This window comes from Variovorax sp. GW821-FHT10D07 (genome assembly GCF_059415325.1).
In genome coordinates this window covers 341,639-366,903 of sequence record NZ_JBWKMZ010000008.1, presented here as the reverse complement: position 1 = coordinate 366,903, position 25,265 = coordinate 341,639, and the positions used below count along the sequence as shown (strand labels likewise).

Below are 25,265 nucleotides of genomic sequence, written 5' to 3'. Positions count from 1 at the left end.
ACATCACTGGAGCCGCTCGCGCAACAGGGCGAGCTGGGCCGAGAAGGGGGCGCTGTCTTCCAGGCAGCGCAGGTCGAGCAGCAGCCGGTCCTCGGCGATGCGGCCGATCACCGGCAGGGGCAGGCCGCGCAGCGCGGTGGCGAGCGCATCGAGCGCGGTGCCGAGGCCTTTCTTCGCGGTGCCGGCCGGCGCCAGCGCGAGGCCGGCCGAGGGCAGGCGCTCGATGGGCAGCGAGCCCGAGCCGATCTGCCCGAGCAGCGGCACCACCTCGACCGTGAAGCGTGGCGCCACGGCCTCGCGCACGGCGGGCAGCAGCGCCTGCGCCAGCTCGCGGATCGCATCGGCCGGGCGCGTGAGCAGGCGCAGCGTCGGCAGGTCCTGCGCGAGGCGCTCGGGCCGCAGGTAGAGCGACAGCGTGGCCTCGAGCGCGGCCAGCGGCAGCTTGCTCATGCGCAGCGCGCGCTTCATCGGGAACTTGCGGATGCGGCCCACGGCCTCCTTGCTGCCGACGATGAGGCCGGCCTGCGGGCCGCCCAACAGCTTGTCGCCCGAGAAGGTGACCACGTCGCAGCCGGCCGCGAGCATCTCCTGCGGCAGCGGCTCGCGCGGCAGGCCGTAGTGCGCCAGGTCGATCAGCGAGCCGCTGCCGAGGTCGGTGGCCAGCGGCACGCCGCGCGCATGGGCGATGCCGGCCAGCGTGGCCTCGTCGACCGCGGCGGTGAAGCCCTGCACCGCGTAGTTGCTGGTATGGACCTTCATCACGAGCGCGGTGCGCGCGTTGATGGCGCGCTCGTAGTCCTGCGGATGGGTGCGGTTGGTGGTGCCGACCTCGACCATCAGCGCGCCCGCGCTGGCCATCACGTCGGGCATGCGGAAGGCGCCACCGATCTCGACCAGCTCGCCGCGCGAGACGATCACCTCGCGCTCGCGCGCCAGCGCCGCAATCGTCAGCAGCACCGCGGCCGCGTTGTTGTTGACCACGGTCGCGGCCTCGGCGCCGGTGATGGTGCGCAGCAGGTCCTCCACCAGCGAGTCGCGGTCGCCGCGGCTGCCGGTGGCGAGGTCGTACTCGAGGTTGTTGGGCGAGGTCATGACCTCGAGCAGCCGCTGCAGCGCCGCATCGGCCAGCAGCGCGCGGCCGAGGTTGGTGTGGATGACGGTGCCGGTGAGGTTGAGCACGCTGCGCATGCGCGGCGCGAGGCGTTGCGCGATGCGCTGCGCGAGCGTGGTGTCGAGCGCGCCGGCCTGCACTTCGGCGGCGGGCAGCTGGCCGGCCAGGGCGCGGGCGCGCAAGGCATCGAGCAGGGCGCGGGCCTCGCCGGCCACCAGCGTGTGGCCATGCTCGGCCACGAGGGCCTGCGCGGCGGGAGCGCGCAGCAGTCGATCGACAGAAGGCAGATCCTGGGGCCTTGCCGTCGAGCCGTGGACCACGGACTCTTCGGGCGCTGCCATCAGCCGCCTCCGCCGTCGTCGGGGATTTCGGGGTCGCCGAACAGCAGCATCAGGTTGTGGCCGCTGCGCTGGTGGCCGTTCTCCGACACCAGCAGGTCGAGCGTGACGCTCGCGAGGTCGTCGGCCACCGGTTCGACCTCGGGGTCTTTCTCCATCGCGATCTGCTTGAGGTAGTGGCCGCAGGTGTCGCAGCATTCGGCCTTGACCGCGCCCTCGCGCGCGCCGGTGGCGGGCAGCGCGACACCGGGCTCGGGCGTCAGCGATTCGAAGTGGATGCCCTTGGTGCTCTCGCAGTGCGTGCACTTGATGCGCACGTAGTGCCACTCGGTGCCGCACAGCGCGCAGTGCAGGTAGCGGAAGCCCGCCTCGTCGGCGCCGATGCGCGTGATGCTCGCGGTGGGCGCGCTGCCGCAGCAGGGGCAGAGGTTGCCGGGGTCGGTGCGGCCGAAGATGTTCTCGCCATGCCGTTGCGCCACTTGCAGCACCAGCTGCGTCCAGTAGACCTGCAGGCCGGCCGCGATCAGCGGCGCGGCCGCGAGGTCGAGGCCGAACATGATGCGGCGCGACAGCCGGTCGGCCTGCTGCTCGAGCCAGTCGTCGTCGGTCGCGACCACGCGATCGAGCGTGTCGCGCGCCGGGCCGTCGGACAGCCGCGCGCGGAACAGGCCGAGCAGGCGGCGCAGCTCGGCGCGCCAGACCGGATCGCGCGGCCAGCCGAAGGCCGGAAGCGGCGGCTTGAGCGCGCGCGACGCGGCCTCGAGCGCCTCGGCCTCGGGCAGCGCGACCGGCGCGTGGTCCTGCAGCACCTGGTGCTGGGCCTGCGCGAGGTCGGCGATGAAGATCAGGTACTCGCGCATCGGGTGCGAGGCCGCGAGCTGGCGCAGCCGCAGCTGCCGGTCGGAGAAGGCCGCGGCGCGCACCGGCAGCCGCAGGAAGGGCATCTGCCGCCCCGCCTGCATGGCGATCTGCTCGGGCTCGAGGACGCGCGTGGTGCGGATCGGTGGGCTGCTGCTCATCCGGACGACTCTACAGCGAATCGCCCGGATCGCAATGCAGGGTGGATGCTCATTCGCCGCGCGTCATCTTGCGATGCCACAGCGGATGGTTGAGCTTGGCCCAGCCTTCGGTGACGGTGCCGCGCGTCATCGCGCGCAGAGTGCCCTTGACCCAGATGGCGGCATAGATGTGCGTGATGACCGAGAGGATCAGCACCACGGCCGAGGCCGCATGCACCACCACCGCGATGCGCCGCACGAGGATCGGGAAGAAGTGGACGAACCACGGGCTCCAGAACATGAAGCCCGTGACCAGCAGCAGGAGCAGGCTGATGCCGAAGGCCCAGAACACCAGCTTCTGGCCCGCGTTGTACTTGCCCACCGGCGGCATGCTCGACTTGTCGCCCTTGAGCATCTTCGGCGCATTGGCGATCCATTCGCGGTCGCCGCGGTCGAGCATGTTCTCGCGCCACATGGTGAAGAACAGGAACGCGAAGCCCAGCACCATCAGCACGCCGAGGAAGGGATGCAGGATGCGCGTCCACGGCCCGCCGCCGAACAGGTTGGTGAGGAAGAACAGCGCCGGGTGGAAGAAGGCCAGCCCCGAGAGCGCGGCCGCGAAGAACATGATCGCGACGAACCAGTGGTTCATGCGCGTGGCATCGCGGTAGCGGCGAAGGTAGTAGCGGGTCATCGCGTCTCTCCTCGGGTCTCTCCTCGGGCCGATGCCGGCGGTTCCTCGATCACCACCACCTCGTCGGGCTTGCCGTCGAGGTCGGCGTCCGGATGGTCTTCCTTGGGCTCGATCGGGCCGGTCTTCATGTAGTGGAAGAAGCTGCCGACCACGGCGCCGATCATCGCCACCATGGCGAGCGGCTTGGCCACGCCCTTCCACAGCGAGACCAGCGGGCTGATCTGCGGATCCTTCGGCAGGCCGGCATAGAGGCCGGGCCGGTCGGCATGCTGCAGCACGTACATGACGTGCGTGCCGCCGACGCCGGCCGGGTCGTAGACGCCGGCGTTCGAGAAGCCGCGCTCCTTGAGGTCGACGATGCGCTCCGACGCGTACTCGTGCATGTCCTCCTTGGTGCCGAAGTGCAGCGCGCCCGTGGGGCAGGCCTTCACGCAGGCAGGTTCGAGGCCCACGCCCACGCGGTCGGAGCACAGCGAGCACTTGTAGGCCTTGTTGTCGGCCTTGCTGATGCGCGGCACGTCGAAGGGGCAGCCGGTGACGCAGTTGCCGCAGCCCACGCAATGCTCGCTGATGAAGTCGACGATGCCGTTGGCGTACTTGACGATCGCGCCCGGCGACGGGCACGACTTCAGGCAGCCGGGGTCGTCGCAGTGCATGCAGCCGTCCTTGCGGATCAGCCACTCGAGCTTGCCGGCCTCGGGCTCGACCTCGGAGAACTTCATCACCGTCCATGACGAAGGCGTGAGGTCGACCGGGTTGTCGTAGGTGCCGTGCGTGGTGCCGACCTCGTCGCGCAGGTCGTTCCACTGCATGCACGCGACCTGGCAGGCCTTGCAGCCGATGCAGGTCGACACGTCGATCAGCTTCGCGACCTGCTGCACCTGCGGGCGGTTGCGGACCTCGGGCGAGGGCGTGGTGGTGGCCGAGCGGGCGAGGATGTCTAGGGTTTGGAGGGAGGACATCGGTCAGGCCTTCTCGATGTTCACGGTGAAGGACTTGTACTCGGGGGTCTGCGTGTTCGCATCGCCCACGAAGGGCGTCAGCGTGTTCACCAGATACCCGGGCTTCGCGATGCCGACGAAGCCCCAGTGGTTCGGCAGCCCCACGGTATGGACCGTGCGGCCGTCGACCTGCAGCCCGACGATGCGCTTGGTGACGACGGCCACGGCCTTGATGAAGCCGCGCTTGCTCGACACCTTGACCATGTCGCCATGGCCGATGCCCTTCTCCTTCGCGAGCTCCTCGCCGATCTCGACGAACTGCTGCGGCTGGATGATGGCCGAGGTGCGCACGTTCTTGGTCCAGTAGTGGAAGTGCTCGGTGAGCCGGTAGCTGGTGGCCACGTACGGGAAGTCCTTCGGCACGCCGAGCCGCTCGAGGTCGCCCTTGAAGATGCGCGCGGCCGGGTTGGCGCGCGCCTTCTCGTTGTTCGGGTGCATCAGGTTGTTGACCAGCGGCGACTCGAAGGGCTCGTAGTGCTCGGGCAGCGGACCCTCGGCCATGCCGGTGGGCGCGAACAGCCGCGCCACGCCCTCGGCCGTCATGATGAAGGGCCGCACCGCGTCGGCCTCCATCGGGTTGGCGTCGGGGCGGATGTCGGGCACGTCGGCGCCGGCCCACTGCTTGCCGTTCCACGCGACCAGCGGCCGCTTGGCGATCCAGGGCTTGCCGGTGGCTGGGTCGGTGGAGGCGCCGTTGTAGAGGATGCGCCGGTTCGCGGGCCAGGCCCAGGCCCAGTTCTGCACCATGCCGATGCCGAACGGGTCGGCGTTGTCGCGCCGCGCCATCTGGTTGCCGGCCTGGGTCCAGGCGCCCGCGTAGATCCAGCAGCCGCTGGCGGTGCTGCCGTCGTCGCGCAGCAGGCCGAAGCCCGCCAGCTGCTCGCCGGCCTTGGCCGTCGGCGGCTTGGTCGGGTCCTTCGGGTCGAGCAGGTCGGTCAGCGCGCGGCCGTTGTATTCCATCGCCAGTTCCTGCGCGGACGGCGAGTGCGCAATCTTGTAGGGCCAGGTCAGCTTGACGATCGGATCGGGGAAGGCGCCGCCGTCCTTGATGTAGGCCTGGCGCATGCGGTTGAAGATGCCGGCCACGATCTCGATGTCGCCCTTGGCCTCGCCCGGCGGCTCCGCGCCCTTCCAGTGCCACTGCAGCCAGCGGCTGGAGTTGGTGAGCGAGCCGTCCTCTTCCGCGAAGCAGGTGGAGGGCAGGCGGAACACCGTGGTCTGGATGTCGGCGGTCTTGACGTCGTTGAACTCGCCGAAGTTGCGCCAGAACTCGCTGGTCTCGGTCTGCAGCGGATCGATGGTGACCAGGAACTTGAGCTTGGAGAGCCCGTCGACGATCTTCTTCTTGTCGGGGAACGAGCCCACGGGGTTGAAGCCCTGGCAGATGTAGCCGTTGAGCTTGCCCTGGTTCATGAGCTCGAAGGCCTGCAGCACGTCGTAGAGCTTGTCGATCTTCGGCAGGTAGTGGAAGGCCCACTCGTTGTCGGCCGTGGCCGCGTCGCCCCACCACGATTTCTGCATGCTGACGAAGAACTTGGGGTAGTTCTGCCAGAAGCTCATCTGGTTGGGCCGCAGCGCCTTGAGCGCGCGGGTCTTGTAGTAGTCGGGCAGGTTCTGCTCGCTGTCACGCGCGAGCGACATGTAGCCCGGCAGCGAGTTCGACAGCAGCCCCAGGTCGGTCAGGCCCTGGATGTTGCTGTGGCCGCGCAGCGCGTTCATGCCGCCGCCCGGCACGCCGATGTTGCCCAGCAGCAGCTGCACGATGGCGCCGGTGCGGATCATCTGCGAGCCCTGGCTGTGCTGCGTCCAGCCCAGCGCGTACATGATGGTCATGGTGCGCGTGGGCACGCTGGTGCTCGCGATGTACTCGCAGACCTTGAGGAACTTGTCCTGCGGCGTGCCCGTGATGCGGCTCACCAGCTCGGGCGTGTAGCGCGCGTAGTGCCGCTTCATCACCTGCAGCACGCAGTTCGGGTCCTGCATGCTCATGTCGACCTTGGCCATGCCGGCCTCGTCGAGCGCGTAGCCCCACGACTTCGGGTCGTAGTTGCGCTTCTCGGCGTTGTAGCCGCTGAACAGGCCGTCCTCGAACTTGTAGTCGGGCCCGACGATGAAGGTCGCGTTGGTGTAGTTGCGGACGTACTCGGTCTGGATCTTGTCGTTGGACAGCAGGTAGTTGATGACCCCGGCGAGGAAGGCGATGTCGGACCCCGCGCGCACCGGCGCGTAGTAGTCGGCCATCGCGGCCGAGCGCGTGAAGCGCGGATCGACCACCACCAGGCGGGCCTTGTTCTGTTTCTTGGCTTCGATGACCCACTTGAAGCCGCACGGATGCGCCTCCGCGGCATTGCCGCCCATGATCAGCACGACGTCCGCGTTCTGGATGTCCTGCCAATGGTTGGTCATCGCGCCTCTGCCGAACGTCGGGGCCAGACTGGCCACCGTCGGTCCGTGTCAGACGCGTGCCTGGTTGTCGAACACCAGCATTCCGGTCGAGCGGAATGCCTTGTGCGTGATGTAGCCGGTTTCGTTGGACGAGGCCGAGGCACAGAGCATGCCGGAGCTGGTCCATCGGTTGACGGTCTTGCCGTCGGCGTTGGTGGTCTGGAAGTTGGCGTCGCGGTCGGCCTTGAGCAGCTTCGCGATGCGGTCGAGCGCCTCGTTCCAGCCGATGCGCTTCCACTCGGTGCTGCCGGGCTCGCGCACCTCGGGGTACTTCAGCCGCATCGGGCTGTGCACGAAGTCGAGCAGGCCCGCGCCCTTGGGGCACAGCGTGCCGCGGTTCACGGGGTGGTCGGCATCGCCCTCGATGTGGAGGATGTCGGACACCACGTTCTTCGCCTTGTCGCCCAGGCTGTACATGATGAGCCCGCAGCCCACCGAGCAGTAGGGGCAGGTGTTGCGGGTCTCGGTGGTGCGCGCGAGCTTGAAGTTGCGGGCCTCGGCCAGCGCGGCGGTCGGCGAGAAGCCGAGCGCCACGATGCTGGAGCCGACCAGCCCCGCGCTGCTCACGCGGAAGAATTGCCGGCGGTTCATGTCCATGACGGAACCTCCGGCGACGCTGAAGTGGGTTGTCGTTTCATCGTGGTCTTCTTCTGTGGGGTGGGAAGCGAAAGCGGATCTTCTTATTTGGGTGCGGCGCCGTCACCGCCCGTCGGAGGTGGAGTACTGCCCCCCGATGAGCCGCCGCCCTGGCCGCTCATGCCGCCGATGGCCGCGCCGCCTTCGGACGGGCCCTTGTGGGCGGAGGAGCTATCGACCGCATCGCCCGACGCGGCGGGCGTGACGCCCGTGGGGCTGGCGCCGGAGGCTGCGGCGCCGGGTGCGGCACTCGCACTGGGCTTGGGATCGCAGGCGGCGAGCAGCACGCCCAGCGCGAGGCACAGGGCGAGAGTGGGCAGACGCTGACATCGTGTCATCGAGACTCCTTGGGGGAAGGGGGTCCGGCGATGGATTCTTCTTGTTCCGGCCGGCCCGGACCTGGCGCCATTGCCGGTCCGTGGAGGCTGGATGTTTGTTGCATCATGCTTCAGCAACTGTCCGCGATCAAGGCCGCGGCGGGTAGGAGAGGGCCGCAATAACCCTCGGATGCGCGGCCCGCCGGGTCGCTCGGCTATCGTCGCGGCCATGAACGCTTCCCTCCGCCTGGGTTGGCGCACGCTCTGGCGCGACCTGCGCGCCGGCGAGCTGCGCCTGTTGATCGTCGCCGTGCTGCTGGCCGTGGCCGCGCTCACGGCCGTCGGCTTCTTCGCCGACCGGTTGCAGGGCGGCCTGAAGCGCGACGCGCGCCAGCTGCTGGGCGGCGACGCGGTGATCGTCAGCGACAACCCGACGCCCGAGGCCTTCGTGGCGCAGGCCCGCTCGCTGGGGCTGCAGTCCGCGGGCACCTACGGATTTCCGACCATGGCGCGGGCCGACGACGCGCAGGGCGGCGCGAGCAAGCTGGTGGCGCTGAAGGCGGTGGCCGAGGGCTATCCGCTGCGCGGCAACGTGCAGACGGCCACGGCCCTCGGCGCGCCGGGCGCAGTCACGCGCGACGTGCCGGCACCGGGCGAGGTCTGGGTCGATGCCTCGCTGCTGGACTCGCTCGCGCTCAAGGTCGGCGACACGCTGCTCTTGGGCGACACCGGCCTGCGCGTCGGCCGCGTCATCACGCTCGAGCCCGATCGCGGCGCGGGCTTCATGAGCTTCTCGCCGCGCGTGATGCTCAACCAGGCCGACGTGCCGCGCACCGGCCTCGTGCAGCCGGCCAGCCGCGTGGGCTACCGGCTCGCGGTGGCGGGGCCCGATGCGGCGGTGAAGCGCTTCGTCGACTGGTCCGAGGCGCAGATCAAGAAGGGCGAGCTGCGCGGCGTGCGGCTCGACTCCTTCGAGAGCGGCCGGCCCGAGATGCGCCAGACGCTGGACCGCGCCGAGAAATTCCTGAGCCTGGTGGCGCTGCTGGCGGCGCTGCTGTCGGCGGTGGCGGTGGCGCTGGCCGCGCGCGGCTTCGCGGCCAACCACCTCGACGACTGCGCGATGCTGCGCGTGCTGGGCCAGAGCCAGCGCACCATCGCCTGGGCCTATGCCTTCGAGTTCGCGGTGGTCGGGCTGGTGGCCAGCGCGCTCGGCGTGGCGATCGGCTTCGGCGTGCACTACGTGTTCGTGCTGCTGCTCGCGGGCCTGGTCGAGACCGCGCTGCCCTCGGCCACGCTGTGGCCCGCGGCCTTCGGCCTCGGCATGGGTCTCACGCTGCTGTTCGCCTTCGGGCTGCCGCCGGTGCTGCAGCTCGCGCGCGTGCCGCCGCTGCGCGTGATCCGGCGCGACGTGGGCGGGCTCAAGCCGGCCTCGCTCGCGGTGCTGGGCATCGGCGTGGCGGGCTTCGCGGCGCTGCTGATGGCGGCCAGCAGCGACATCAAGCTGGGCCTGATCGCGGTCGGCGGCTTCGCGGGCGCGGTGGCGGTGTTCGCGCTCTTGAGCTGGCTCGCGGTCAAGCTGCTGCGGCGCAGCGTCAACGAGACCACCGCGCCGCGCTGGCTGGTGCTGGCCACGCGGCAGATCTCGGCGCGGCCGGCCTATGCGGTGGTGCAGGTCAGCGCGCTCGCGGTCGGCCTGCTGGCGCTGGTGCTGCTGGTGCTGCTGCGCACCGACCTGGTGGCGAGCTGGCGCAAGGCCACGCCGCCCGATGCGCCCAACCGCTTCGTCATCAACGTGATGCCCGACCAGAGCGAGGCCTTCCAGAAGGCGTTGCGCAATGGCGGCGTCGACAAGTTCGACTGGTACCCGATGATCCGCGGCCGCCTGATCGCGATCAACGACAAGCCCGTGACGCCCGACGACTACACCGAGGATCGCGCCAAGCGGCTGGTGGACCGCGAGTTCAACCTCAGCAACAGCGCCGAGGCGCCCGCGCACAACAGCATCGTGGCCGGCCGCTGGACGCCCGGCGCGCAGGGCGAGGCGAGCGTGGAGGAAGGCCTGGCCGAGACGCTGGGCCTGAAGCTCGGCGACCGCCTGCGCTTCGACATCGGCGGCATGCAGAACGACGCGCGCATCACCTCGCTGCGCAAGGTCGACTGGGGCTCGCTGCACGCCAACTTCTTCGTGATGTACACGGTGCCCTCGCTGCCCGACGTGCCGACCACCTACATGGGCGCCTTCCGCGCACCCGAGACCAAGGGCTTCGACAACGCGCTGGTGCGCGCCTTCCCGAACGTGACCAACGTCGACATGAGCGCCACCATCAACCAGGTGCAGACGGTGCTCGACCAGGTGATCCGCGCGGTCGAGTTCCTGTTCGGCTTCACGCTCGCGGCCGGGCTGGTGGTGCTGTTCGCGGCCGTCACCGCCACGCGCGAGGAGCGCGCGCGCGAATTCGCCGTGATGCGCGCGGTGGGCGCGCGCGCCAGCCTGCTGCGCCAGGTGCAGCGCGCCGAGCTCGCGGGCGTGGGATTGCTCGCGGGCTTCCTCGCGAGCATCGTGGCCTCGGTGATCGGCTGGGGCCTGGCGCGCTTCGTGTTCGAGTTCACCTGGACCGCCTCGCCGCTCGTGCCCGTGGCCGGCGCGCTGGCCGGTGCGGTGCTCGCGCTGGGCGCGGGCTGGTGGGGGCTGCGCGAGGTGCTGCGCCGGCCGGTGGTCGAGACGCTGCGGCGCGCGGCCGAATGAGCTGAGTCGCAAGCAAGGCATCGCGCCGATTTTTTTCGCGCGCCGATCGGAAAGGGGCCGGGAGTGCACTACATTCCCCGGCCCTGCTTTTTTGTGAATCGACTTTCCCGCATGCGCCTGGCGTCCTTCCAGATCACCCACTTTCGCTCGATCAACGACAGCGGTCCCATCGAACTCTCCCGGATCACCACGATCCTCGGCCGCAACGACACCGGCAAATCCAACCTGCTGCGCGCGCTGCACAGCCTGAACCCGGCCGAGGGGCCGGTCAGCGCGCTGAGCCCGATCAAGAACTTTCCGCGCCATCGCCGCCTGAGCGAATGCACGGCCGACACGCCCGTGGTCCACACGCGCTGGCGCCTCGAGCCGCAGGAGCAGGCCGAGCTGGTGCGCATGCTGCCGCGCGCCTCGGGCGTGAGCCACGTGACGGCGGGCCGTGGCTATGGCCCCGCGCGCTGGGCCGGCCTCGAGGGCCTGGGCGACCTGTCGATCGACGTCGGCGATGCCAAGGGCAAGATCCGCAAGATCGTGCCGGCCGTGAAGGCCGCGGCCGAGAAGCTGGCCGACGAACTGCGCGCGCCGCTCGAGCAGGCGGCCGATGCCTTCGACGGCGCGATGATCCTCAACCCCGACCTGCTCAAGTGGTCCGAGGGTGCGCAGCTGGCGCTGGCAGCACTGCGCCAGGCATTGGCCGCGGCCGGTGCCGAGCTGGCCGACAAGCCCGCGCAGATGGTGACCGAGCTCGAGGAGCTGTCGCTGTCGATCGTCAGCGACGGGCCCGCGCTCGCGCGCGCCAAGGCGTGGATCCTCGAGCGGCTGCCGCGCTTCGTGTTCGTCGACGAGTACCCCGCGCTGCAGGGCCGCCAGAACATCGCCGACTACCTCTCGAGCGAGGCGCGCGACCATCTCTCGAGCGCGCAGCGCAGCTTCGGCACCCTGTGCCGCGCCGCCGGCCTCGATCCGCGCGAGCTGCATGCGCTGCACGAGCGCGGCGACCAGGCCACGCGCAACCAGCTCGTGAACCGCGCGGGCGCGGCGATGACCGCCGAGATCCGCCGGCTGTGGAAGGACCGGCCGCTCAAGGTGCGCTTCAACCTCGACGGCGACGAGTTCGACACGCTGGTGTCCGACCCGGGCGGCGCCTACGAGGTCGAGGTCGGGCTCGACGAGCGCAGCCGTGGCTTCCAGTGGTTCTTCGCATTCCACGTTGCCTTCTTCGCGGGCCTGCGCGGCGAGGCCGGCGAGCAAGGTGACGGCGCCATCGTGCTGCTGCTCGACGAGCCCGGCCTGCACCTGCATCCGCGCTCGCAGGCCGACCTGCTCGCGCACTTCGAGCAGGACTTCGCGCAGCAGATCGTCTACACCACGCACTCGCCCTTCATGGTGCCGGCCGGCGAGAAGGCCTCGGTGCGGATCGCGCAGCTCGAGGGCGGCGCGGGCACCACGCTGAGCAGCCGCGAGCTGGCGGCGATCACCGGCAACGCGCGGATCGGTGCGCTGTTCGATCTGGCGCAGGAGCCGCCGGCCGCGGTGTCCGAGTCGGCCGCAGCGACCGTGCCAGCCGAACCGGCGGTGGCCGCCGCGGCCGCCTGAGTCAGTCGCGCCCGTCGCCTTCGTCGGTCGGCGGCGGAAACATCCGCTCGACCGCGAAGTCCACGAAGGCGCGCACCTTCGGCGACAGCTGCCGGCTCGACGGCCACAGTGCCGAGAACTGGCCGCGGTGCGTGACGTGGGGCGCGAGCACGCGCTGCAGCTCGCCGCGCGTCAGCGCATCGCGCGCGAGGAAGTCGGGCATGAAGCCGATGCCGAGCCCGGCGACGGCGGCGCCGAGCATGGCCTCCATGTTGTTGCACAGCATCGTGCAGGGCAGCCGCTCGGGCAGGCCCGGCAGGGTCCAGTCCTCGATGCGCGTGCCGGTGACGAACTTGTAGCGCAGGCAGGCATGGCCGGCGAGCTCGGCCGGCTGCTGCGGCACGCCATGGCGCGCGAGGTAGGCCGGCGCGGCCACCAGCAGGAAGCGGAACGGCCCGAGGCCGCGCGCCACCAGCCCCGAATCGACCAGCTCGCCGCTGCGGATCGCCACGTCCACGCCCTCGGCGATCACGTCGACCAGCCGGTCGTTGAAGTCGAGGTCGAGCTCGATCTGCGGATAGCGGACCTGGAAGTCCGGCAGCATCGGCAGCAGGAAGCGGTAGCCGATGGTCGGCAGGCTCACGCGCAGCCGGCCGCGCGGCTGGGCGACGGCGTCCTGCATCATCGCGCGCGCATCGTCGAGCTCGTCGAGGATGCGGCGGCAGCGCTCGTGGAACATGGCGCCTTCCTGCGTGAGCCGCACCTGGCGCGTGGTGCGGTTGAACAGCCGCAGCCCGAGCTGCTGCTCGAGCCGCGCCACGTTCTTGCCGACCGCCGAGGCGGAGATGCCGAGCAGGCGCCCCGCCTTGGCGAAGCTCAGCAGGTCGGCCGCCCGCACGAAGGATTCGAGGCCGCTGAAACTGTCCATCGATTGGCAACCTCAGGTTGGGAGTGAGTGGAGTTGTGCGCCCATTCTCTTTGCATTCAATCATTTTTATCTTCTCTTCACGCCGATGAGGGCGTCGGCCGGGCCTCCGGGCCGGCGCCGCCCGGCCCTGTCTTCGGTCCTGCGTGAAGGGTGTCCATGTCTTCTTCCTTGTCTTCGTCGGCGTCTTCGTCATCCCCGGCGCCGCATCCGTACTGGCTGCTCGCCGCCGTCTGCCTGGCCGCGATCGGCATGCCGCTGAGCTTCACCGGCCCGGCCGTGGCGCTGCCCGCGATCCATGCCGCGCTGGGCGGCAGCCCGGTGCAGCTCAACTGGGTCACCAATGCCTTCATGCTGAGCTTCGGCGGCACGCTGATGGCGGCTGGCGCGCTGGCCGATGCCTACGGGCGCAAGCGCGTGTTCGTGCTCGGGCTGCTGCTGATCCTGCTCGGCAGCCTGTTCGCGGTGTGCGCGCCCGGCATCGTGTGGTTCGACCTCGCGCGCGCCGCGCAGGGGCTCGGTGCGGCCGCGGCCTTCGCCGCCGGCACCGCCGCGCTGGCGCAGGTCTTCGACGGCGCGGCGCGCACGCGCGCCTTCAGCCTGATCGGCACCTCGTTCGGCGCCGGCCTGGCCTCTGGCGCGCTGCTCGCGGGCTGGCTCGGCGAGCGCTTCGGCTGGCAGGCCGTGATGTGGAGCCCCGCGCTCGTGAGCCTGGCGGCGCTGCTCATCGGCGCGGCGTGCATGCGCGAGTCGCGCAACCCGCAGGCCATGGGCCTCGACGTGCCCGGCACCCTGAGCTTCACCGGCGCGCTGAGCCTGCTGACGCTGGGCGTGCTGCAGGCGCCCGACAGCGGCTGGGGCAGCCCCTGGGTGATCGGCGCGCTGGCCGGCGCCGTGCTGCTGGGCCTCGTCTTCGTCGCGATCGAGCGCCGCGTCGCGCATCCGATGCTCGACCTGACGCTGTTCCGCTATCCGCGCTTCGTCGGCGTGCAGCTGCTCGCGAGCGCGCCGGCCTATGCCTTCGTCGTGCTGCTGGTGCTGCTGCCGATCCGCTTCGTCGGGCTCGAGGGGCGCGACGTGGCCGAGACCGGCCGGCTGATGCTCGCGCTGTCGGGGCCGATCCTGGTCGTACCGACCCTGGCCGCCTGGCTCGCGCACCGCTTCCCGGCCGGCGCCATCTCGGCCGTGGGACTGCTGGTCTGCGCCGTCGGCTTGTACGCGCTGGGCCGCTGTGCGCCGGGTGCGGCACCGCGCGAACTGCTGCTGCCCCTGCTGCTGATCGGCGGCGGCATCGGCCTGCCCTGGGGCCTGATGGACGGGCTCGCGGTCGGCGTCGTGCCGCGCGAGCGCGCGGGCATGGCCTCGGGCATCTTCAACACGGTGCGCGTGGCGGGCGAGGGCATCGCGCTCGCGCTGGTGGGGGCGGCGCTGACGGCGCTGGTGGCGGCGCGGCTGGCGCACCTGCCGGGCATCGGCGCCGTGGCCTCGGGATCGTCGGCCGCCTCGCAGGCCGCGCAGCAGGTCACGACCGGCGGCCTGCAGCAGGCGCTCGCGCTGCTGCCGGGCCTGGACCGCGCCGCGGTGCTGCAGGTGTATGGCGATGCCTTCGCCGCGCTGCTGCTGGGGCTCGCGGCCGTGACGGTGCTGACGGCGGTGGTGGTGTTCGCGTTCCTGCGCGGCGAGGAGCAGGCGCAGGGGGCGGAGGCGGCGCTCAACTGCCCCGCCTCCTAGCCGCCACCTTGGTGAAGCCGTCGCGCGGGCGTCACAGCGCGGCCGCCTCGAACACCTCCCGCAGCCACTGCGTGAACACGCGCACGCGCGCCGACAGCTGCCGGTGCTGCGAATACAGCACCGACACCGGCATCGGCGGCGGCGCGAAGCCGTCGAGCACCACCTTCAGCCGCCCGTCGGCCAGCTCCGCGGCCACGCGGTAGCGCGGCACCTGCACCAGCCCCAGGCCCGCGACAGCCGAGCCGGTGTAGAGGTCGGTGCCGGTGACCGACACGGTGGCCGGCAGCTGCAGCGTGCTCACGCGGCCGTCGACGGTGAATTCGAGCGGCACCGGCTTGCCGGTGGCGCTCGAGAGGTAGTCGACCGCACGGTGCGTCGAGCCGGGCGCGGCCAGCGCCGTGGGATCGGCCGGCTCGCCATGCCGCGCCAGGTAGCCGGGGCTCGCCACCGTGACCTGCGGCAGCAGCGCGATGCGGCGCCCGACCATCGAGGAGTCCTGCAGCGTGCCGGCGCGCAGCACGCAGTCGACGCCCTCGCGCACCAGGTCGATCAGCCGGTCGTCCTCGCCGATGTGCAGCGTCAGCTCGGGATGGCGCGCCAGGAAGTCCGGCAGCGCCGGCACCACGAAATGCCGCGCCAGCGTGCCCTGCAGGTTGACGCGCAGCAGCCCCTTGGGCGCCGTGTCGCGGAACAGCCCCTCGGCCTCCTCCACGTCGGCCAGCAGGCGAACGCAGCGGCGGTAGTAGGCCTCGCCGTCCTGCGTGAGCCGCACGGTGCGCGTGGTGCGCTCGAGCAGCCGGGTGCCGATGCGCTGCTCGACGCGCTTGATCAGGTTGGTGACGGTGGCGCGCGGAATCCGAAGGTCTTCCGAGGCCTGGGTGAAGCTCTGGCGCTCGGCGATGCGCACGAAGGCCTGCATTTCCTGGAAGCGGTCCATGGCGGCGCCGTCGGTCTATTGTTGAAGTGGATGGAATGGTAATGGCGATTTGGCGGTGATTATCTTTTGGGCGGAACGATCGAAGATTCGTCTCACCAACCACCCACCGCAAGGAAACACGCCATGAACCCCTCTTCCAACCCCAAGGTCGCGATCGTCACCGGCGCATCGCGCGGCATCGGCGCCGCCATCGCGCAGCGCCTGTCGGCCGACGGTTTCGCCGTCGCCGTCAACTACGCCTCGAGCCCGGCGCTGGCCGAGGCGCTGGTCGCCCGGTTGCAGGCCGCGGGCGGCCGGGCCATCGCCGTGCGCGCCGACGTCGCCAGCGCCGACGAGGTGCGCCGCATGTTCGACAGCGTCGAGCAGCAGCTGGGCCGCGTCGACGTGCTGGTCAACAACGCCGGCATCCTCAAGACCGTGCCGCTGGCCGAGCACGACGACGCGCTCTACGACCAGGTCTTCGACATCAACGTGCGCGGCACCTTCAACACGCTGCGCGAGGCCGCCAAGCGCCTCGCCGAGGGCGGCCGCATCGTCAATTTCTCGAGCACCACGCTGGCGCTGAACATGCCTGGCTATGCGATCTACAACGCCACCAAGGCCTCGGTCGAAGCCTTCACGCACGTGTTCGCGAAGGAGCTGCGCGGCCGCAACGTGACGGTGAACGCCGTCGCGCCGGGCCCGATCGCCACCTCGCTGTTCCTCGACGGCAAGACCGAGGAGCAGATCCAGGCCTTCGCCAAGATGCCGCCGCTGCAGCGCCTGGGCCAGCCCGGGGACATCGCCTCGGTGGTCTCGTTCCTCGCCGGTCCCGACGCGGGCTGGGTCAACGGCCAGATCCTGCGCGCCAACGGCGGCCTGGCCTGAGCCTTTCATCCATCGAAGGAGAAGCCTCATGAACAAGCAGATCATCCTCGTCACGGGCGCCGGCACCGGCATCGGCAAGCTCAGCGCCCGGTCGCTCGCCGAGGCGGGCCACGTCGTCTACGCCTCGATGCGCGACATCGCGGGACGCAACGCGCCGCGCGCGGCCGAACTGCGCGCGCTGGCGGCGGCCAAGGGGCTCGAGCTGCATCCGCTCGAACTCGACGTGCTGTCGCAGGACTCGGCCGATGCCGCCGCCGCGACGATCGTGCGCGAGCAGGGCCAGCTCGACGTGGTGATGCAGAACGCCGGCCACCTGGTGGTCGGTCCCACCGAGGCCTTCACGCCCGAGGAGATCGTGAAGGTGTTCGACACCAACGTGCTCGGCGCGCAGCGCGTCAACCGCGCGGTGCTGCCCTACCTGCGGCGGCAGGAGTCGGGCCTGATGCTGTGGATCAGCAGCACCACCACCAAGGGCGGCTTCCCGCCGTTCATGGGGCCCTACGGCGCGGCCAAGGCGGCGATGGATTCGCTCGCCGTGACCCTGGCCTACGAGATCGCGCGCTTCGGCATCGAGACCTCGATCGTGGTGCCGGGCGCGTTCACGCGCGGCACCGACCACTTCCCGAGCGCGGGCAGGCCGGCCGACGCGGCCACGGCCGCGGCCTATGGCCGCTACGACGGGCTGATGGACCAGATCGGCGCGAAGCTCTCGGCGCTGACGCCCGACCATGCCGATCCGCAGGCGGTGGCCGACGAGATCGTGCGCATCGTGGGCCTGCCCGCGGGCCAGCGGCCGATGCGGCCGGTGATCGACTTCGTGAACGACGGCGCGGCCGAGGTGTTCGAGGTGTCGGAGCGCGTGCGCATCGAGTTCGCGCACCGCATCGGCATGGCCGACCTGCTCGAGGCGAAGGTACAGCGCTGAGCTTGGTGGGGGTCGAGGCCGGTGCCTGGAATCGTCACGAAACCGCGGCCGGTCTTCCTGTCCAATAGCGCCATGGAACATTCGCCCCACGACGTCACCGAACGGCTCGACGCGCTCGAGATCAAGGCCAGCTATGCCGAGGATCTGCTCGAGCAGCTCAACCTCACGGTCTACCGCCAGCAGCAGCAGATCGACGGCCTGCTGGCCCAGCTGGGGCAGCTGCGCGAGCAGGTGCAGGCCGCGGGCCAGGGCGGCGCGTCGCGCAACCTGCGCGACGAGCTGCCGCCGCACTACTGAAGCCGAATCGCCAGCTCAGCCGTGCGCGTGCCAGAGCACGGCGAAGAAGTGGCAGGTGCTGCCCGCGAGCACGAACAGGTGCCAGACGAAGTGGGCGAAGCGCACCTTGGAATCGAACAGGAAGACCACCGCGCCCGCGGTGTAGAACAGGCCGCCGGCCACCAGCCAGCCCAGGCCCGCGCCCGACATGCGCTCCACCAGCGGCACCGCCGCCATCAGCGCCATCCAGCCCATCGCCACGTAGAGGCCGGTGGACCACAGCGGATGCTTGAGCCGGTCGAACAGCTTGGCGCCCACGCCCAGCGCCGCCGCGGCCCAGATCGCGCCGAACAGCGTCCAGCCCCAGGGCCCGCGCAGCACGCCGAGCACGAAGGGCATGTAGCTGCCCGCGATGAACAGGTAGATCGCGGCATGGTCGAAGCGGTTGAACCAGGCCTTGGCGCGGCCCATCGGCAGCGCGTGGTAGAGCGTGGAGATCAGGTACAGCACGATCGCGGTGCCGGCGAACAGGCTGGCGCCGACGATGCCGGCCGCGGTGCCCTTCTGCGCCGCGCTGTAGACCAGGATCGGCAGCGAGGCGATTGCCAGCAGCAGCCCGAGGCCATGGCTCAGCGCGTTGAAGATCTCCTCGAGCGTGGTCTGGTCGCGCACCACGGGCGCGGCGCGGCGGGCGGCGACAGGGGCGGGCGTTGGTGTCGGGTGCATGGTCATCCCAAGAAAGAGTGTCGGTGCTTGCCGTGGGTTCCTCGATGTCGCGCCGCCGGGGCCGCTACTTGACCTGCTGCTTGCCGAGCTTGCGCGCGAGCGTTCGCCGGTGCATGCCGAGCCGGCGCGCGGTCTCGGAGATGTTGAAGCCGGTCTCGGCCAGGGTCTCGTGGATGCGTTCCCATTCGAGGGTCTTGATCGAGGTCGAGCGGTTGGTCAGCTCGACCTCGGTGGTGCCGACCGCGCGGCCGAAGGCGGCCTCGATGTCGTCGGTGTTCGAGGGCTTGGCCAGGTAGTGGCAGGCGCCGAGCTTGATCGCCTCGACCGCAGTGGCGATGCTCGCGAAGCCGGTCAGCACCACGATCAGCGTCTTGGCGTCGTGCCGGTGCAGCGTCTGCACGCAGGCCAGGCCCGAGGCCTCGCCGTTGAGCTTGAGGTCGACCACCGCGTAGCCCGGCGCATGGTGGCGCAGCAGGTCCTCCACGTCCTCGAGGTTGCTCGCGTGCAGCACGGTGTAGCCGCGGCGCTCGAACGAGCGGCCCAGCGTGCGCGCGAAGGCCGCGTCGTCCTCGACGATCAGCAGCTGGCGTTCGGCCTCGGCCTCGGCGCCGGTGTCAGTGGGGGATTCCGTCATGGCCATGCATCCCGATGTTCTCTTCCTCGTCGTCCTCTTCTTCCAGCACGATGGCCGCGAGCGGCAGCGCCAGCGTGACCGCGGCGCCGCCCTCGGGCCGGTTGCGCGCGGCCACGCGGCCGCCCACGGTGCGCGCCACGTTGACCACCAGGAACAGGCCGAGGCCGCCACCGGGGCGGCCCTTGCTCGACTGGTAGGGCTTGCCGAACTGCGCCAGCATCGCGGGCGCGAAGCCGGGGCCGGCGTCGGTGACGACCAGCTGCAGGTCGTCGCCGTCGTGCGCCACCTCGAGCCGCACCCAGTGCGGCGAGGCTTCGAGCGCATTGTCGAGCACGTTGCAGATCATCTGCTTGAGCGCCGAGTCGGAGACCATCGGCAGGTCGCGGCCGAAGCGGTTGTCGTAGACGAAGGTGCCGACCGGCCGCGTGGTGCGCCACTCCTCGACCAGGTCGTCGAGGAAGGTGCTGACCGTGGTTTCCTCCGACGACTCGCCGCGCGCCTCGCCGGCCGACAGCAGGATGCCGCTGACGATCGACTTGCAGCGCTGGATCTGGATCTCCATCTCGCTGACCTCCTGCAGCAGCTCGGGGTCGGAGCTGAAGTGCGGCAGCCGGCGCCAGTCGCCGAGGATCACGGCCAGCGTGGCCAGCGGCGTGCCGAGCTCGTGCGCCGCGCCCGAGGCGAGCAGGCCCATGCGCACGATGTGCTCCTCCTCGGCGGCGCGCTGGCGCAGGCCCGCGAGCTTGGCGTCGCGCTCGCGCAGGTTGCCGCTGATGCGCGTGATGAACACCACCAGCAGCGCCGCGTTGAGCGCGAAGCACACCAGCGTGCCCTGGATGTAGGGGCTCCACAGGCCGCGGTCGTGGTCGGGCGGCAGCGAGAGCGGGCGCGAGAACAGGGCCAGCCCCGCGAAGCACAGGGTGGTGACGCCCACCACGGTCCAGGTCGACCAGGGCTTGAGCAGCACCGCGCCCAGGATCACCTGCAGCAGGTAGAGGAAGACGAAGGGGTTGCTGGCGCCGCCGCTCAGGTAGAGCAGCGAGGTCAGGATCGCCACGTCGACCAGCAGCGCGAGCATCAGCTCGCCGTTGGTCACGCGCCGGTGGGTGCGCCAGCGCAGCAGGCTCGCGAGATTGAACAGCGCCAGGCAGGTCAGCGCCTGCAGCATCTGGTTGAGCGGCAGGTGGATGCGGTAGCCGTAATGCACCACCAGGATCGTCACCACCTGCCCCACCACGGCGAACCAGCGCAGCTGGATCAGCTGCTGCATGTTCTTGTGGCCGGTCGCGTTGTCCAGGCTGGCCACGCCCGCGCGCGGCGCCTGCAGCGCGCCGGCGACCGCGACCGCGTCAGCCGCGGTCGGCATCGCGATGGGAAGCGGGGGCGGCGTGCGGCTGTCCGTCGGCATGGCGCGCATTGTCGCCGCCGCGGCGCCGGCGCTCGTCGCGCCAGACGAAGACCGCGCCCGCGGCGACCATCAGCGCCAGCCCGTACCAGGTGAGCGCGTACACCAGGTGGCTGTTGTGGAAGGCGATGACGGTGAGGCCAGGCGCGGGCCAGGCGGGCGCGCCGTCGAGCGCGCGCGGAATGCCGGGCTCGGCCTCGGCGTCGATGAAGTAGGGCGCCACCGCGTCGGCCGCGATGCCGTGCGCCGCGGCGATCGCCGCCACGTCGCGCGAGTACCAGCGCCCGCCGGCCGGATCGTTGCTGCGCAGGAAGCCGCCGCGCGGCTCGCTGATGCGCAGCAGGCCCGTCACCTGGGTCTCGCCCATCGGCTCGGGCGCGGTGCGCGCGGCGCGCTCGCGTGCCTCGGGCGGCACGAAGCCGCGGTTGACCATCACCACGCCGCGCGCGGTCTGCAGCGGCGTCAGCACCCAGAAGCCGGCGCCGAGGTTGGTGCTGGCCTGCACCAGGGTCTCTTTCTCGTGGAGGAAGGTGCCCGAGAGCCGCACGTGGCGGTACTCGTCGTCGGCGGCATTGACGCGCGGCCAGTCGGCGCGCGCCGGGGGCGCGACCGGCACGGCATGCACGCGCTGCTCGACGCGCTCGATCAGGGCCAGCTTCCAGGCCCGGCGCTCGACCTGCCAGGTGCCGAGCGCGAAGAAAGCGGCGAACAGTACGGCCCCGAGGACCGCCAGCACCACGAGCCCGGCCGCGGAGCGCTGGCGGCCGGCGGGCGAGCGGTCGGTGGCCGGCGCACTCAAGGCATGTTCTTCATGTCGTGCATCGACGGCGGCATCATGTTGGTGTTCATGTGGTACATGACCCACAGCGAACCGGCCAGCGTGATGACCACGAGCACCAGCGTGAAGATCAGCGCCAGCATGTTCCAGCCGCCTTCGGACTTGGTGTCCATGTGCAGGAAGTACACCATGTGCACCACGATCTGCACCACGGCGAAGCCGAGGATGATCAGCGCGGTCGTGCTCTTGCTGTCGAGCACCTTGCCCATCACGAGCCAGAACGGAATGGCCGTGAGGATCACGGCCAGCACGAAGCCGGTCATGTAGCCCTTGAAGGTGCTGTGGCTCACCGGGCCGTCGTCGTGGTGCTCGCCGTGGCCGTGGTCGTCATGGCCGTGGCCATGGGTGTCGTGGGGTGCTGCGCTCATGCCATGGATCCCATCAGGTACACGAAGGTGAAGACGCCGATCCAGACGACGTCCAGGAAGTGCCAGAACATCGACAGGCACATCAGGCGGCGGCGGTTGGCGGCGGTGAAGCCGTGCTTGGGCAGCTGGAACAGCAGCACGATCAGCCAGACGATGCCGAAGGTGACGTGCAGCCCGTGGGTGCCGACCAGCGCGAAGAACGAGGACAGGAAGGCGCTGCGCTGCGGGCCCGCGCCCTCGTGGATCAGGTGCGCGAATTCGTAGAGCTCGAGGCCGATGAAGCCCGCGCCCAGCAGGCCGGTGATGGCCAGCCACACCAGCGTGCCGCCCATGCGCCGCTTCTGCATCTCGAGCATCGCGAAGCCGTAGGTGATCGACGACAGCAGCAGCAGCGAGGTGTTGATCGCCACCAGCGGCAGGTCGAACAGGTCGGCGCCCGAGGGGCCGGCCGCGTAGCTGCGGCCCAGCACGCCGTACACCGCGAACAGGCAGGCGAAGATGAGGCAGTCGCTCATCAGGTAGAGCCAGAACCCGAGCAGGGTGCCATTCTCCGGATGGTGGTCCTCGTTGCGGACGTTGAACAGCTCGAAGGTCGGCACGCTCGGCGCGTTGCCCACGGTGTGGGTGCCGGCGGGGCTGGAGGGGAGGGCGGTACTGTTAGACATGGGCGGCCAGGAGGCGCGTGCGAGCGTCTTCGGTGCGGACGACTTCGTCCGCGGGGATGTGGTAGTCGCGCTTGTAGTTGAAGGTGTGGACGATGATGGCCACGAGCATCACGAAGAAGCTCACGCCGGCCACCAGCCACATCTGCCAGATCATGGCGAAGCCGAAGGCCGCGCTCAGCGCCGCGATGATGAAGCCGGCGGCCGTGTTCTTGGGCATGTGGATCGGGCTGAAGCCTTCCAGCGGACGCTGGTAGCCGCGTGCCTTCATGTCGGACCAGGCGTCGTTGTCATGGATGCGCGGCGTGAACGCGAAGTTGTAGGCCGGCGGCGGCGACGAGGTCGACCATTCGAGCGTGCGACCGTCCCACGGGTCGCCCGTGGTGTCGCGCAGCGAGTCGCGGCGGATGTAGCTCACCACGATCTGGATCAGGAACGAGGCGATGCCCAGCGCGATCAGCACGGCGCCGAAGGCGGCGACCTGGAACCAGATCTGCAGCGACATGTCCTGGAAGTGGCTCATGCGGCGCGTCACACCCATCAGGCCCAGGATGTACAGCGGCATGAACGCGAACCAGAAGCCGACGATCCAGAACCAGAACGAGCACTTGCCCCAGAACGGATCGAGCTTGTAGCCGAAGGCCTTCGGGAACCAGTAGGTGATGCCCGCCAGCATGCCGAACAGCACGCCGCCGATGATCACGTTGTGGAAGTGGGCGATCAGGAACAGGCTGTTGTGCAGCACGAAGTCGGCCGGGGGCACGGCCAGCAGCACGCCGGTCATGCCGCCGATCACGAAGGTGATCATGAAGCCGATGGTCCACATCATCGGCAGCTCGAAGCGGATGCGGCCGCGGTACATGGTGAAGAGCCAGTTGAAGATCTTCGCCCCGGTCGGGATCGAGATGATCATCGTCGTGATCCCGAAGAAGGAGTTCACGCTGGCGCCCGAGCCCATGGTGAAGAAGTGGTGCAGCCACACCAGGTACGACAGGATCGTGATCACGACCGTGGCGTAGACCATCGAGGCGTAGCCGAACAGGCGCTTGCCCGAGAAGGTGGAGACCACCTCCGAGAAGATGCCGAAGGCCGGCAGGATCAGGATGTAGACCTCGGGGTGGCCCCAGATCCAGATCAGGTTCACGTACATCATGGCGTTGCCGCCCATGTCGTTCGTGAAGAAGTTGGTGCCGACGTAGCGGTCGAGCGACAGCAAGGCCAGCACGGCGGTCAGCACCGGGAAGGCGGCGACGATCAGCACGTTGGTGCACAGCGCGGTCCAGGTGAAGACGGGCATCTTCATCATGGTCATGCCGGGCGCGCGCATCTTCACGATGGTGGCCAGCAGGTTCACGCCCGAGAGCAATGTGCCCACCCCCGCTATCTGCAACGACCAGATGTAGTAGTCGACCCCCACGTCGGGGCTGAAGAGGATGCCCGACAGCGGCGGGTAGGCCAGCCAGCCGGTCTTGGCGAACTCGCCGACGAACAGCGAGGCCATCACGAGGCCGGCGCCGAAGGTGGTCATCCAGAAGCTGAAGTTGTTCAGGAACGGGAAGGCCACGTCGCGCGCGCCGATCTGCAGCGGCACCACGAAGTTCATCAGGCCCGTGACCAGCGGCATCGCCACGAAGAAGATCATGATCACGCCGTGGGCGGTGAAGATCTGGTCGTAGTGGTGCGGCGGCAGGAAGCCGGCGTTGTCGCCGAAGGCCACCGCCTGCTGGGCGCGCATCATCAGCGCGTCGGCGAAGCCGCGCAGCAGCATCACCAGGCCCAGCACGATGTACATGATGCCGATCTTCTTGTGGTCGATGCTGGTGATCCAGTCGTGCCACAGCGTGCTCCACAGCTTGAAGTAGGTGATCGCGCCGAGCAGCGCGACACCGCCGAGCACGACGGCGGCGAAGGTCGCCAGCAGGATCGGTTCGTGGTAGGGGATCGCCTCCCACGTGAGGCGGCCGAAGACGAGCTTCGTCAGGTCGAGGTTCTGGAGCATCGTCATTCTTCGGTGGTGCACATCGCCGTGACGTACTTGCCGTACGCACGCTTGGGCGAATTGATGTCGTCGGGTTGCCAGGGCTGCGCGGTCGCGACGTTGTAGGCGCCGGGCTTGCCCAGGCCGCCGTCGGCGTCGATCGCCATCATCTGGCTCATGCACATCTTGCTGCGGTCGACGCAGCGGTTGAGGATGGCGCCGTAGAGGTCGGGCGACACGCTCGCGAAATGCTTCGCCGGCTCACGCTCGCTCGGCACTTCGAGCTTCTGGTAGCGCTCGCGGCTCAGTTCGCCTTCGGGGCTGGACTTGACCTTCTGCACCCACTGGTCGAAGTCGGCGTTGCTCAGGCCGTGGAACTTGAAGCGCATGCCCGAGAAGCCGGCGCCGCTGTAGTTGGCCGAGAAGCCGTCGAACTCGCCGGGCGCGTTGATGACCGCGTGCAGCTTGGTCTCCATGCCGGGCATGGCGTAGATCTGGCCGGCCAGCGCGGGAATGAAGAAGGAGTTCATCACCGACGAGGCGGTGATCTTGAAGGTGATCGGGCGGTCCACCGGGGCCGCGAGTTCGTTCACCGTGGCGAAGCCCTGCTCGGGGTAGATGAACAGCCACTTCCAGTCGAGCGCCACCACTTCCACGGTCAGCGGCTTGATGTCGGCCGTGACCGGGCGCTGCGCGTCGATGCGGCTGAGCGGGCGATAGGGGTCGAGCGTGTGGGTGCTGATCCAGGTGATCGCGCCCAGCGCGATGATGATCAGGAGCGGCGCGGCCCAGATCGCGAGCTCGAGCTGGGTCGAGTGGTCCCAGTTCGGCTTGTAGATGGCTTCCTTGTTCGAGGCGCGGTAGCGCCAGGCGAAGAAGACCGTCAGTGCGATCACCGGGATGATGATGATCAGCATCAGCACGGTCGAGACGACGATCAGCCGTCCTTGCTGGTTGGCGATGTCGCCGGAGGGATTCAGGAGCACCGTGTTGCAGCCCGCCAGGAAGGCGAGGGGCAACAGCAGGAGCCATCGGCGAAGGGTGTGGAGGATGGGCATGCCGAGAGACGGAAGGGCGGAAGGGTGGCCAGGGCCGCGCGAAAGACCCCACAATCTACGACCAAAGGTTCCCGCAG

General features: G+C 69.8%; 21 protein-coding genes. 6 read left to right on the top strand and 15 right to left on the bottom strand.

All coding sequences use genetic code 11. The annotated features are described in order from the left end of the window. Nucleotides 1-3: 3 nt before the first annotated feature. Genes selA through fdnG form a run of 5 tightly spaced genes read right to left on the bottom strand, consistent with a single transcriptional unit; the run spans nt 4 to nt 7,184 of the window. Nucleotides 4-1,452 (bottom strand): L-seryl-tRNA(Sec) selenium transferase, encoded by a 1,449-nt coding sequence (gene selA / locus AC07PU_RS24025; RefSeq protein WP_495321072.1) that lies wholly within the window; start codon nt 1,450-1,452, stop codon nt 4-6. Beyond that, nucleotides 1,452-2,468 carry a formate dehydrogenase accessory protein FdhE gene (gene fdhE, locus AC07PU_RS24020; RefSeq protein ID WP_495321070.1) on the bottom strand — a complete coding sequence of 339 codons (1,017 nt, stop codon included), beginning with the start codon at nt 2,466-2,468 and terminating at the stop codon, nt 1,452-1,454. The genes selA and fdhE overlap by 1 nt, the downstream gene beginning before the upstream one ends. A gap of 49 nt (nt 2,469-2,517) precedes the next feature. Beyond that, nucleotides 2,518-3,141 carry a formate dehydrogenase subunit gamma gene (locus AC07PU_RS24015; protein WP_093340870.1) on the bottom strand — a complete coding sequence of 208 codons (624 nt, stop codon included), beginning with the start codon at nt 3,139-3,141 and terminating at the stop codon, nt 2,518-2,520. Further along, nucleotides 3,138-4,103, bottom strand: a complete 966-nt coding sequence (gene fdxH, locus AC07PU_RS24010; RefSeq protein WP_296791915.1) for a formate dehydrogenase subunit beta — start codon at nt 4,101-4,103, stop codon at nt 3,138-3,140. Before fdxH ends, AC07PU_RS24015 begins: the two co-directional genes overlap by 4 nt. Nucleotides 4,104-4,106: 3 nt before the next feature. After that, the gene (gene fdnG / locus AC07PU_RS24005) at nt 4,107-7,184 is read right to left on the bottom strand and encodes a formate dehydrogenase-N subunit alpha (protein WP_495321067.1); all 3,078 of its coding nucleotides are present in this window, start codon (nt 7,182-7,184) and stop codon (nt 4,107-4,109) included. A gap of 585 nt (nt 7,185-7,769) precedes the next feature. Here fdnG and AC07PU_RS24000 point away from each other — a divergent pair. Next, on the top strand, nt 7,770-10,286 hold the full coding sequence (locus AC07PU_RS24000) for an ABC transporter permease (protein WP_495321065.1): 2,517 nt from the start codon (nt 7,770-7,772) through the stop codon (nt 10,284-10,286). A 111-nt stretch (nt 10,287-10,397) separates the two neighbouring features. Further along, entirely contained in the window at nt 10,398-11,879 is a 1,482-nt protein-coding gene (locus AC07PU_RS23995; RefSeq protein ID WP_495321063.1) for an AAA family ATPase, read from the top strand. A gap of 1 nt (nt 11,880) precedes the next feature. On the opposite strand, the gene AC07PU_RS23990 is transcribed toward AC07PU_RS23995, so the two are convergent. Next, a complete protein-coding gene (locus AC07PU_RS23990) occupies nt 11,881-12,786 on the bottom strand; it encodes a LysR family transcriptional regulator (protein WP_495321061.1) in 906 nt (301 codons plus the stop codon). A gap of 156 nt (nt 12,787-12,942) precedes the next feature. Between AC07PU_RS23990 and AC07PU_RS23985 the strand changes: the two genes are divergently transcribed. After that, on the top strand, nt 12,943-14,514 hold the full coding sequence (locus AC07PU_RS23985) for an MFS transporter (protein ID WP_495321059.1): 1,572 nt from the start codon (nt 12,943-12,945) through the stop codon (nt 14,512-14,514). A 31-nt stretch (nt 14,515-14,545) separates the two neighbouring features. On the opposite strand, the gene AC07PU_RS23980 is transcribed toward AC07PU_RS23985, so the two are convergent. Further along, complete coding sequence (locus AC07PU_RS23980; RefSeq protein WP_495321057.1) at nt 14,546-15,451, bottom strand: LysR family transcriptional regulator; 906 nt, start codon at nt 15,449-15,451, stop codon at nt 14,546-14,548. A 123-nt stretch (nt 15,452-15,574) separates the two neighbouring features. On the opposite strand from AC07PU_RS23980, the gene AC07PU_RS23975 reads away from it, so the two are divergent. The 3 genes from AC07PU_RS23975 to AC07PU_RS23965 all read left to right on the top strand — a co-directional run bounded on the left by AC07PU_RS23975 (nt 15,575) and on the right by AC07PU_RS23965 (nt 17,540). Next, a complete protein-coding gene (locus AC07PU_RS23975) occupies nt 15,575-16,318 on the top strand; it encodes an SDR family oxidoreductase (RefSeq protein WP_495321055.1) in 744 nt (247 codons plus the stop codon). Between the two features lie 28 nt (nt 16,319-16,346). Then, on the top strand, nt 16,347-17,243 hold the full coding sequence (locus AC07PU_RS23970) for an SDR family NAD(P)-dependent oxidoreductase (RefSeq protein WP_495321053.1): 897 nt from the start codon (nt 16,347-16,349) through the stop codon (nt 17,241-17,243). 72 nt (nt 17,244-17,315) lie between these two features. Continuing rightward, nucleotides 17,316-17,540, top strand: a complete 225-nt coding sequence (locus AC07PU_RS23965; protein ID WP_495321051.1) for a SlyX family protein — start codon at nt 17,316-17,318, stop codon at nt 17,538-17,540. A 15-nt stretch (nt 17,541-17,555) separates the two neighbouring features. Here AC07PU_RS23965 and trhA read toward each other — a convergent pair whose 3' ends face one another. The 8 genes from trhA to cyoA form a co-directional block, all read right to left on the bottom strand. Continuing rightward, complete coding sequence (gene trhA / locus AC07PU_RS23960; protein ID WP_296778787.1) at nt 17,556-18,245, bottom strand: PAQR family membrane homeostasis protein TrhA; 690 nt, start codon at nt 18,243-18,245, stop codon at nt 17,556-17,558. 64 nt (nt 18,246-18,309) lie between these two features. Next, nucleotides 18,310-18,879: a response regulator transcription factor gene (locus tag AC07PU_RS23955; protein ID WP_093340846.1), complete on the bottom strand. Its 570-nt coding sequence runs from the start codon at nt 18,877-18,879 to the stop codon at nt 18,310-18,312. After that, entirely contained in the window at nt 18,860-20,245 is a 1,386-nt protein-coding gene (locus AC07PU_RS23950) for an ATP-binding protein (RefSeq protein ID WP_495321048.1), read from the bottom strand. Before AC07PU_RS23950 ends, AC07PU_RS23955 begins: the two co-directional genes overlap by 20 nt. Then, nucleotides 20,229-21,083 (bottom strand): SURF1 family protein, encoded by an 855-nt coding sequence (locus tag AC07PU_RS23945; RefSeq protein ID WP_495321046.1) that lies wholly within the window; start codon nt 21,081-21,083, stop codon nt 20,229-20,231. The genes AC07PU_RS23950 and AC07PU_RS23945 overlap by 17 nt, the downstream gene beginning before the upstream one ends. Beyond that, complete coding sequence (gene cyoD / locus AC07PU_RS23940) at nt 21,080-21,490, bottom strand: cytochrome o ubiquinol oxidase subunit IV (protein ID WP_093340843.1); 411 nt, start codon at nt 21,488-21,490, stop codon at nt 21,080-21,082. The genes AC07PU_RS23945 and cyoD overlap by 4 nt, the downstream gene beginning before the upstream one ends. After that, nucleotides 21,487-22,155, bottom strand: a complete 669-nt coding sequence (cyoC, locus tag AC07PU_RS23935) for a cytochrome o ubiquinol oxidase subunit III (RefSeq protein WP_093340841.1) — start codon at nt 22,153-22,155, stop codon at nt 21,487-21,489. Before cyoC ends, cyoD begins: the two co-directional genes overlap by 4 nt. After that, nucleotides 22,148-24,151: a cytochrome o ubiquinol oxidase subunit I gene (cyoB, locus tag AC07PU_RS23930; protein WP_398498582.1), complete on the bottom strand. Its 2,004-nt coding sequence runs from the start codon at nt 24,149-24,151 to the stop codon at nt 22,148-22,150. Before cyoB ends, cyoC begins: the two co-directional genes overlap by 8 nt. Nucleotides 24,152-24,153: 2 nt before the next feature. Continuing rightward, entirely contained in the window at nt 24,154-25,188 is a 1,035-nt protein-coding gene (gene cyoA / locus AC07PU_RS23925; protein ID WP_093340838.1) for a ubiquinol oxidase subunit II, read from the bottom strand. Nucleotides 25,189-25,265: the final 77 nt, after the last annotated feature.

Coding starts and splice junctions, on each gene's coding strand:
- selA (WP_495321072.1), bottom strand. CDS start 1,452: ATGGCAGCGCCCGAAGAGTCCGTGGTCCACGGCTCGACGGCAAGGCCC.
- fdhE (WP_495321070.1), bottom strand. CDS start 2,468: ATGAGCAGCAGCCCACCGATCCGCACCACGCGCGTCCTCGAGCCCGAG.
- AC07PU_RS24015 (WP_093340870.1), bottom strand. CDS start 3,141: ATGACCCGCTACTACCTTCGCCGCTACCGCGATGCCACGCGCATGAAC.
- fdxH (WP_296791915.1), bottom strand. CDS start 4,103: ATGTCCTCCCTCCAAACCCTAGACATCCTCGCCCGCTCGGCCACCACC.
- AC07PU_RS24000 (WP_495321065.1), top strand. CDS start 7,770: ATGAACGCTTCCCTCCGCCTGGGTTGGCGCACGCTCTGGCGCGACCTG.
- AC07PU_RS23995 (WP_495321063.1), top strand. CDS start 10,398: ATGCGCCTGGCGTCCTTCCAGATCACCCACTTTCGCTCGATCAACGAC.
- AC07PU_RS23990 (WP_495321061.1), bottom strand. CDS start 12,786: ATGGACAGTTTCAGCGGCCTCGAATCCTTCGTGCGGGCGGCCGACCTG.
- AC07PU_RS23985 (WP_495321059.1), top strand. CDS start 12,943: ATGTCTTCTTCCTTGTCTTCGTCGGCGTCTTCGTCATCCCCGGCGCCG.
- AC07PU_RS23980 (WP_495321057.1), bottom strand. CDS start 15,451: ATGGACCGCTTCCAGGAAATGCAGGCCTTCGTGCGCATCGCCGAGCGC.
- AC07PU_RS23975 (WP_495321055.1), top strand. CDS start 15,575: ATGAACCCCTCTTCCAACCCCAAGGTCGCGATCGTCACCGGCGCATCG.
- AC07PU_RS23970 (WP_495321053.1), top strand. CDS start 16,347: ATGAACAAGCAGATCATCCTCGTCACGGGCGCCGGCACCGGCATCGGC.
- AC07PU_RS23965 (WP_495321051.1), top strand. CDS start 17,316: ATGGAACATTCGCCCCACGACGTCACCGAACGGCTCGACGCGCTCGAG.
- trhA (WP_296778787.1), bottom strand. CDS start 18,245: ATGCACCCGACACCAACGCCCGCCCCTGTCGCCGCCCGCCGCGCCGCG.
- AC07PU_RS23955 (WP_093340846.1), bottom strand. CDS start 18,879: ATGACGGAATCCCCCACTGACACCGGCGCCGAGGCCGAGGCCGAACGC.
- AC07PU_RS23950 (WP_495321048.1), bottom strand. CDS start 20,245: ATGCCGACCGCGGCTGACGCGGTCGCGGTCGCCGGCGCGCTGCAGGCG.
- cyoD (WP_093340843.1), bottom strand. CDS start 21,490: ATGAGCGCAGCACCCCACGACACCCATGGCCACGGCCATGACGACCAC.
- cyoC (WP_093340841.1), bottom strand. CDS start 22,155: ATGTCTAACAGTACCGCCCTCCCCTCCAGCCCCGCCGGCACCCACACC.
- cyoB (WP_398498582.1), bottom strand. CDS start 24,151: ATGCTCCAGAACCTCGACCTGACGAAGCTCGTCTTCGGCCGCCTCACG.
- cyoA (WP_093340838.1), bottom strand. CDS start 25,188: ATGCCCATCCTCCACACCCTTCGCCGATGGCTCCTGCTGTTGCCCCTC.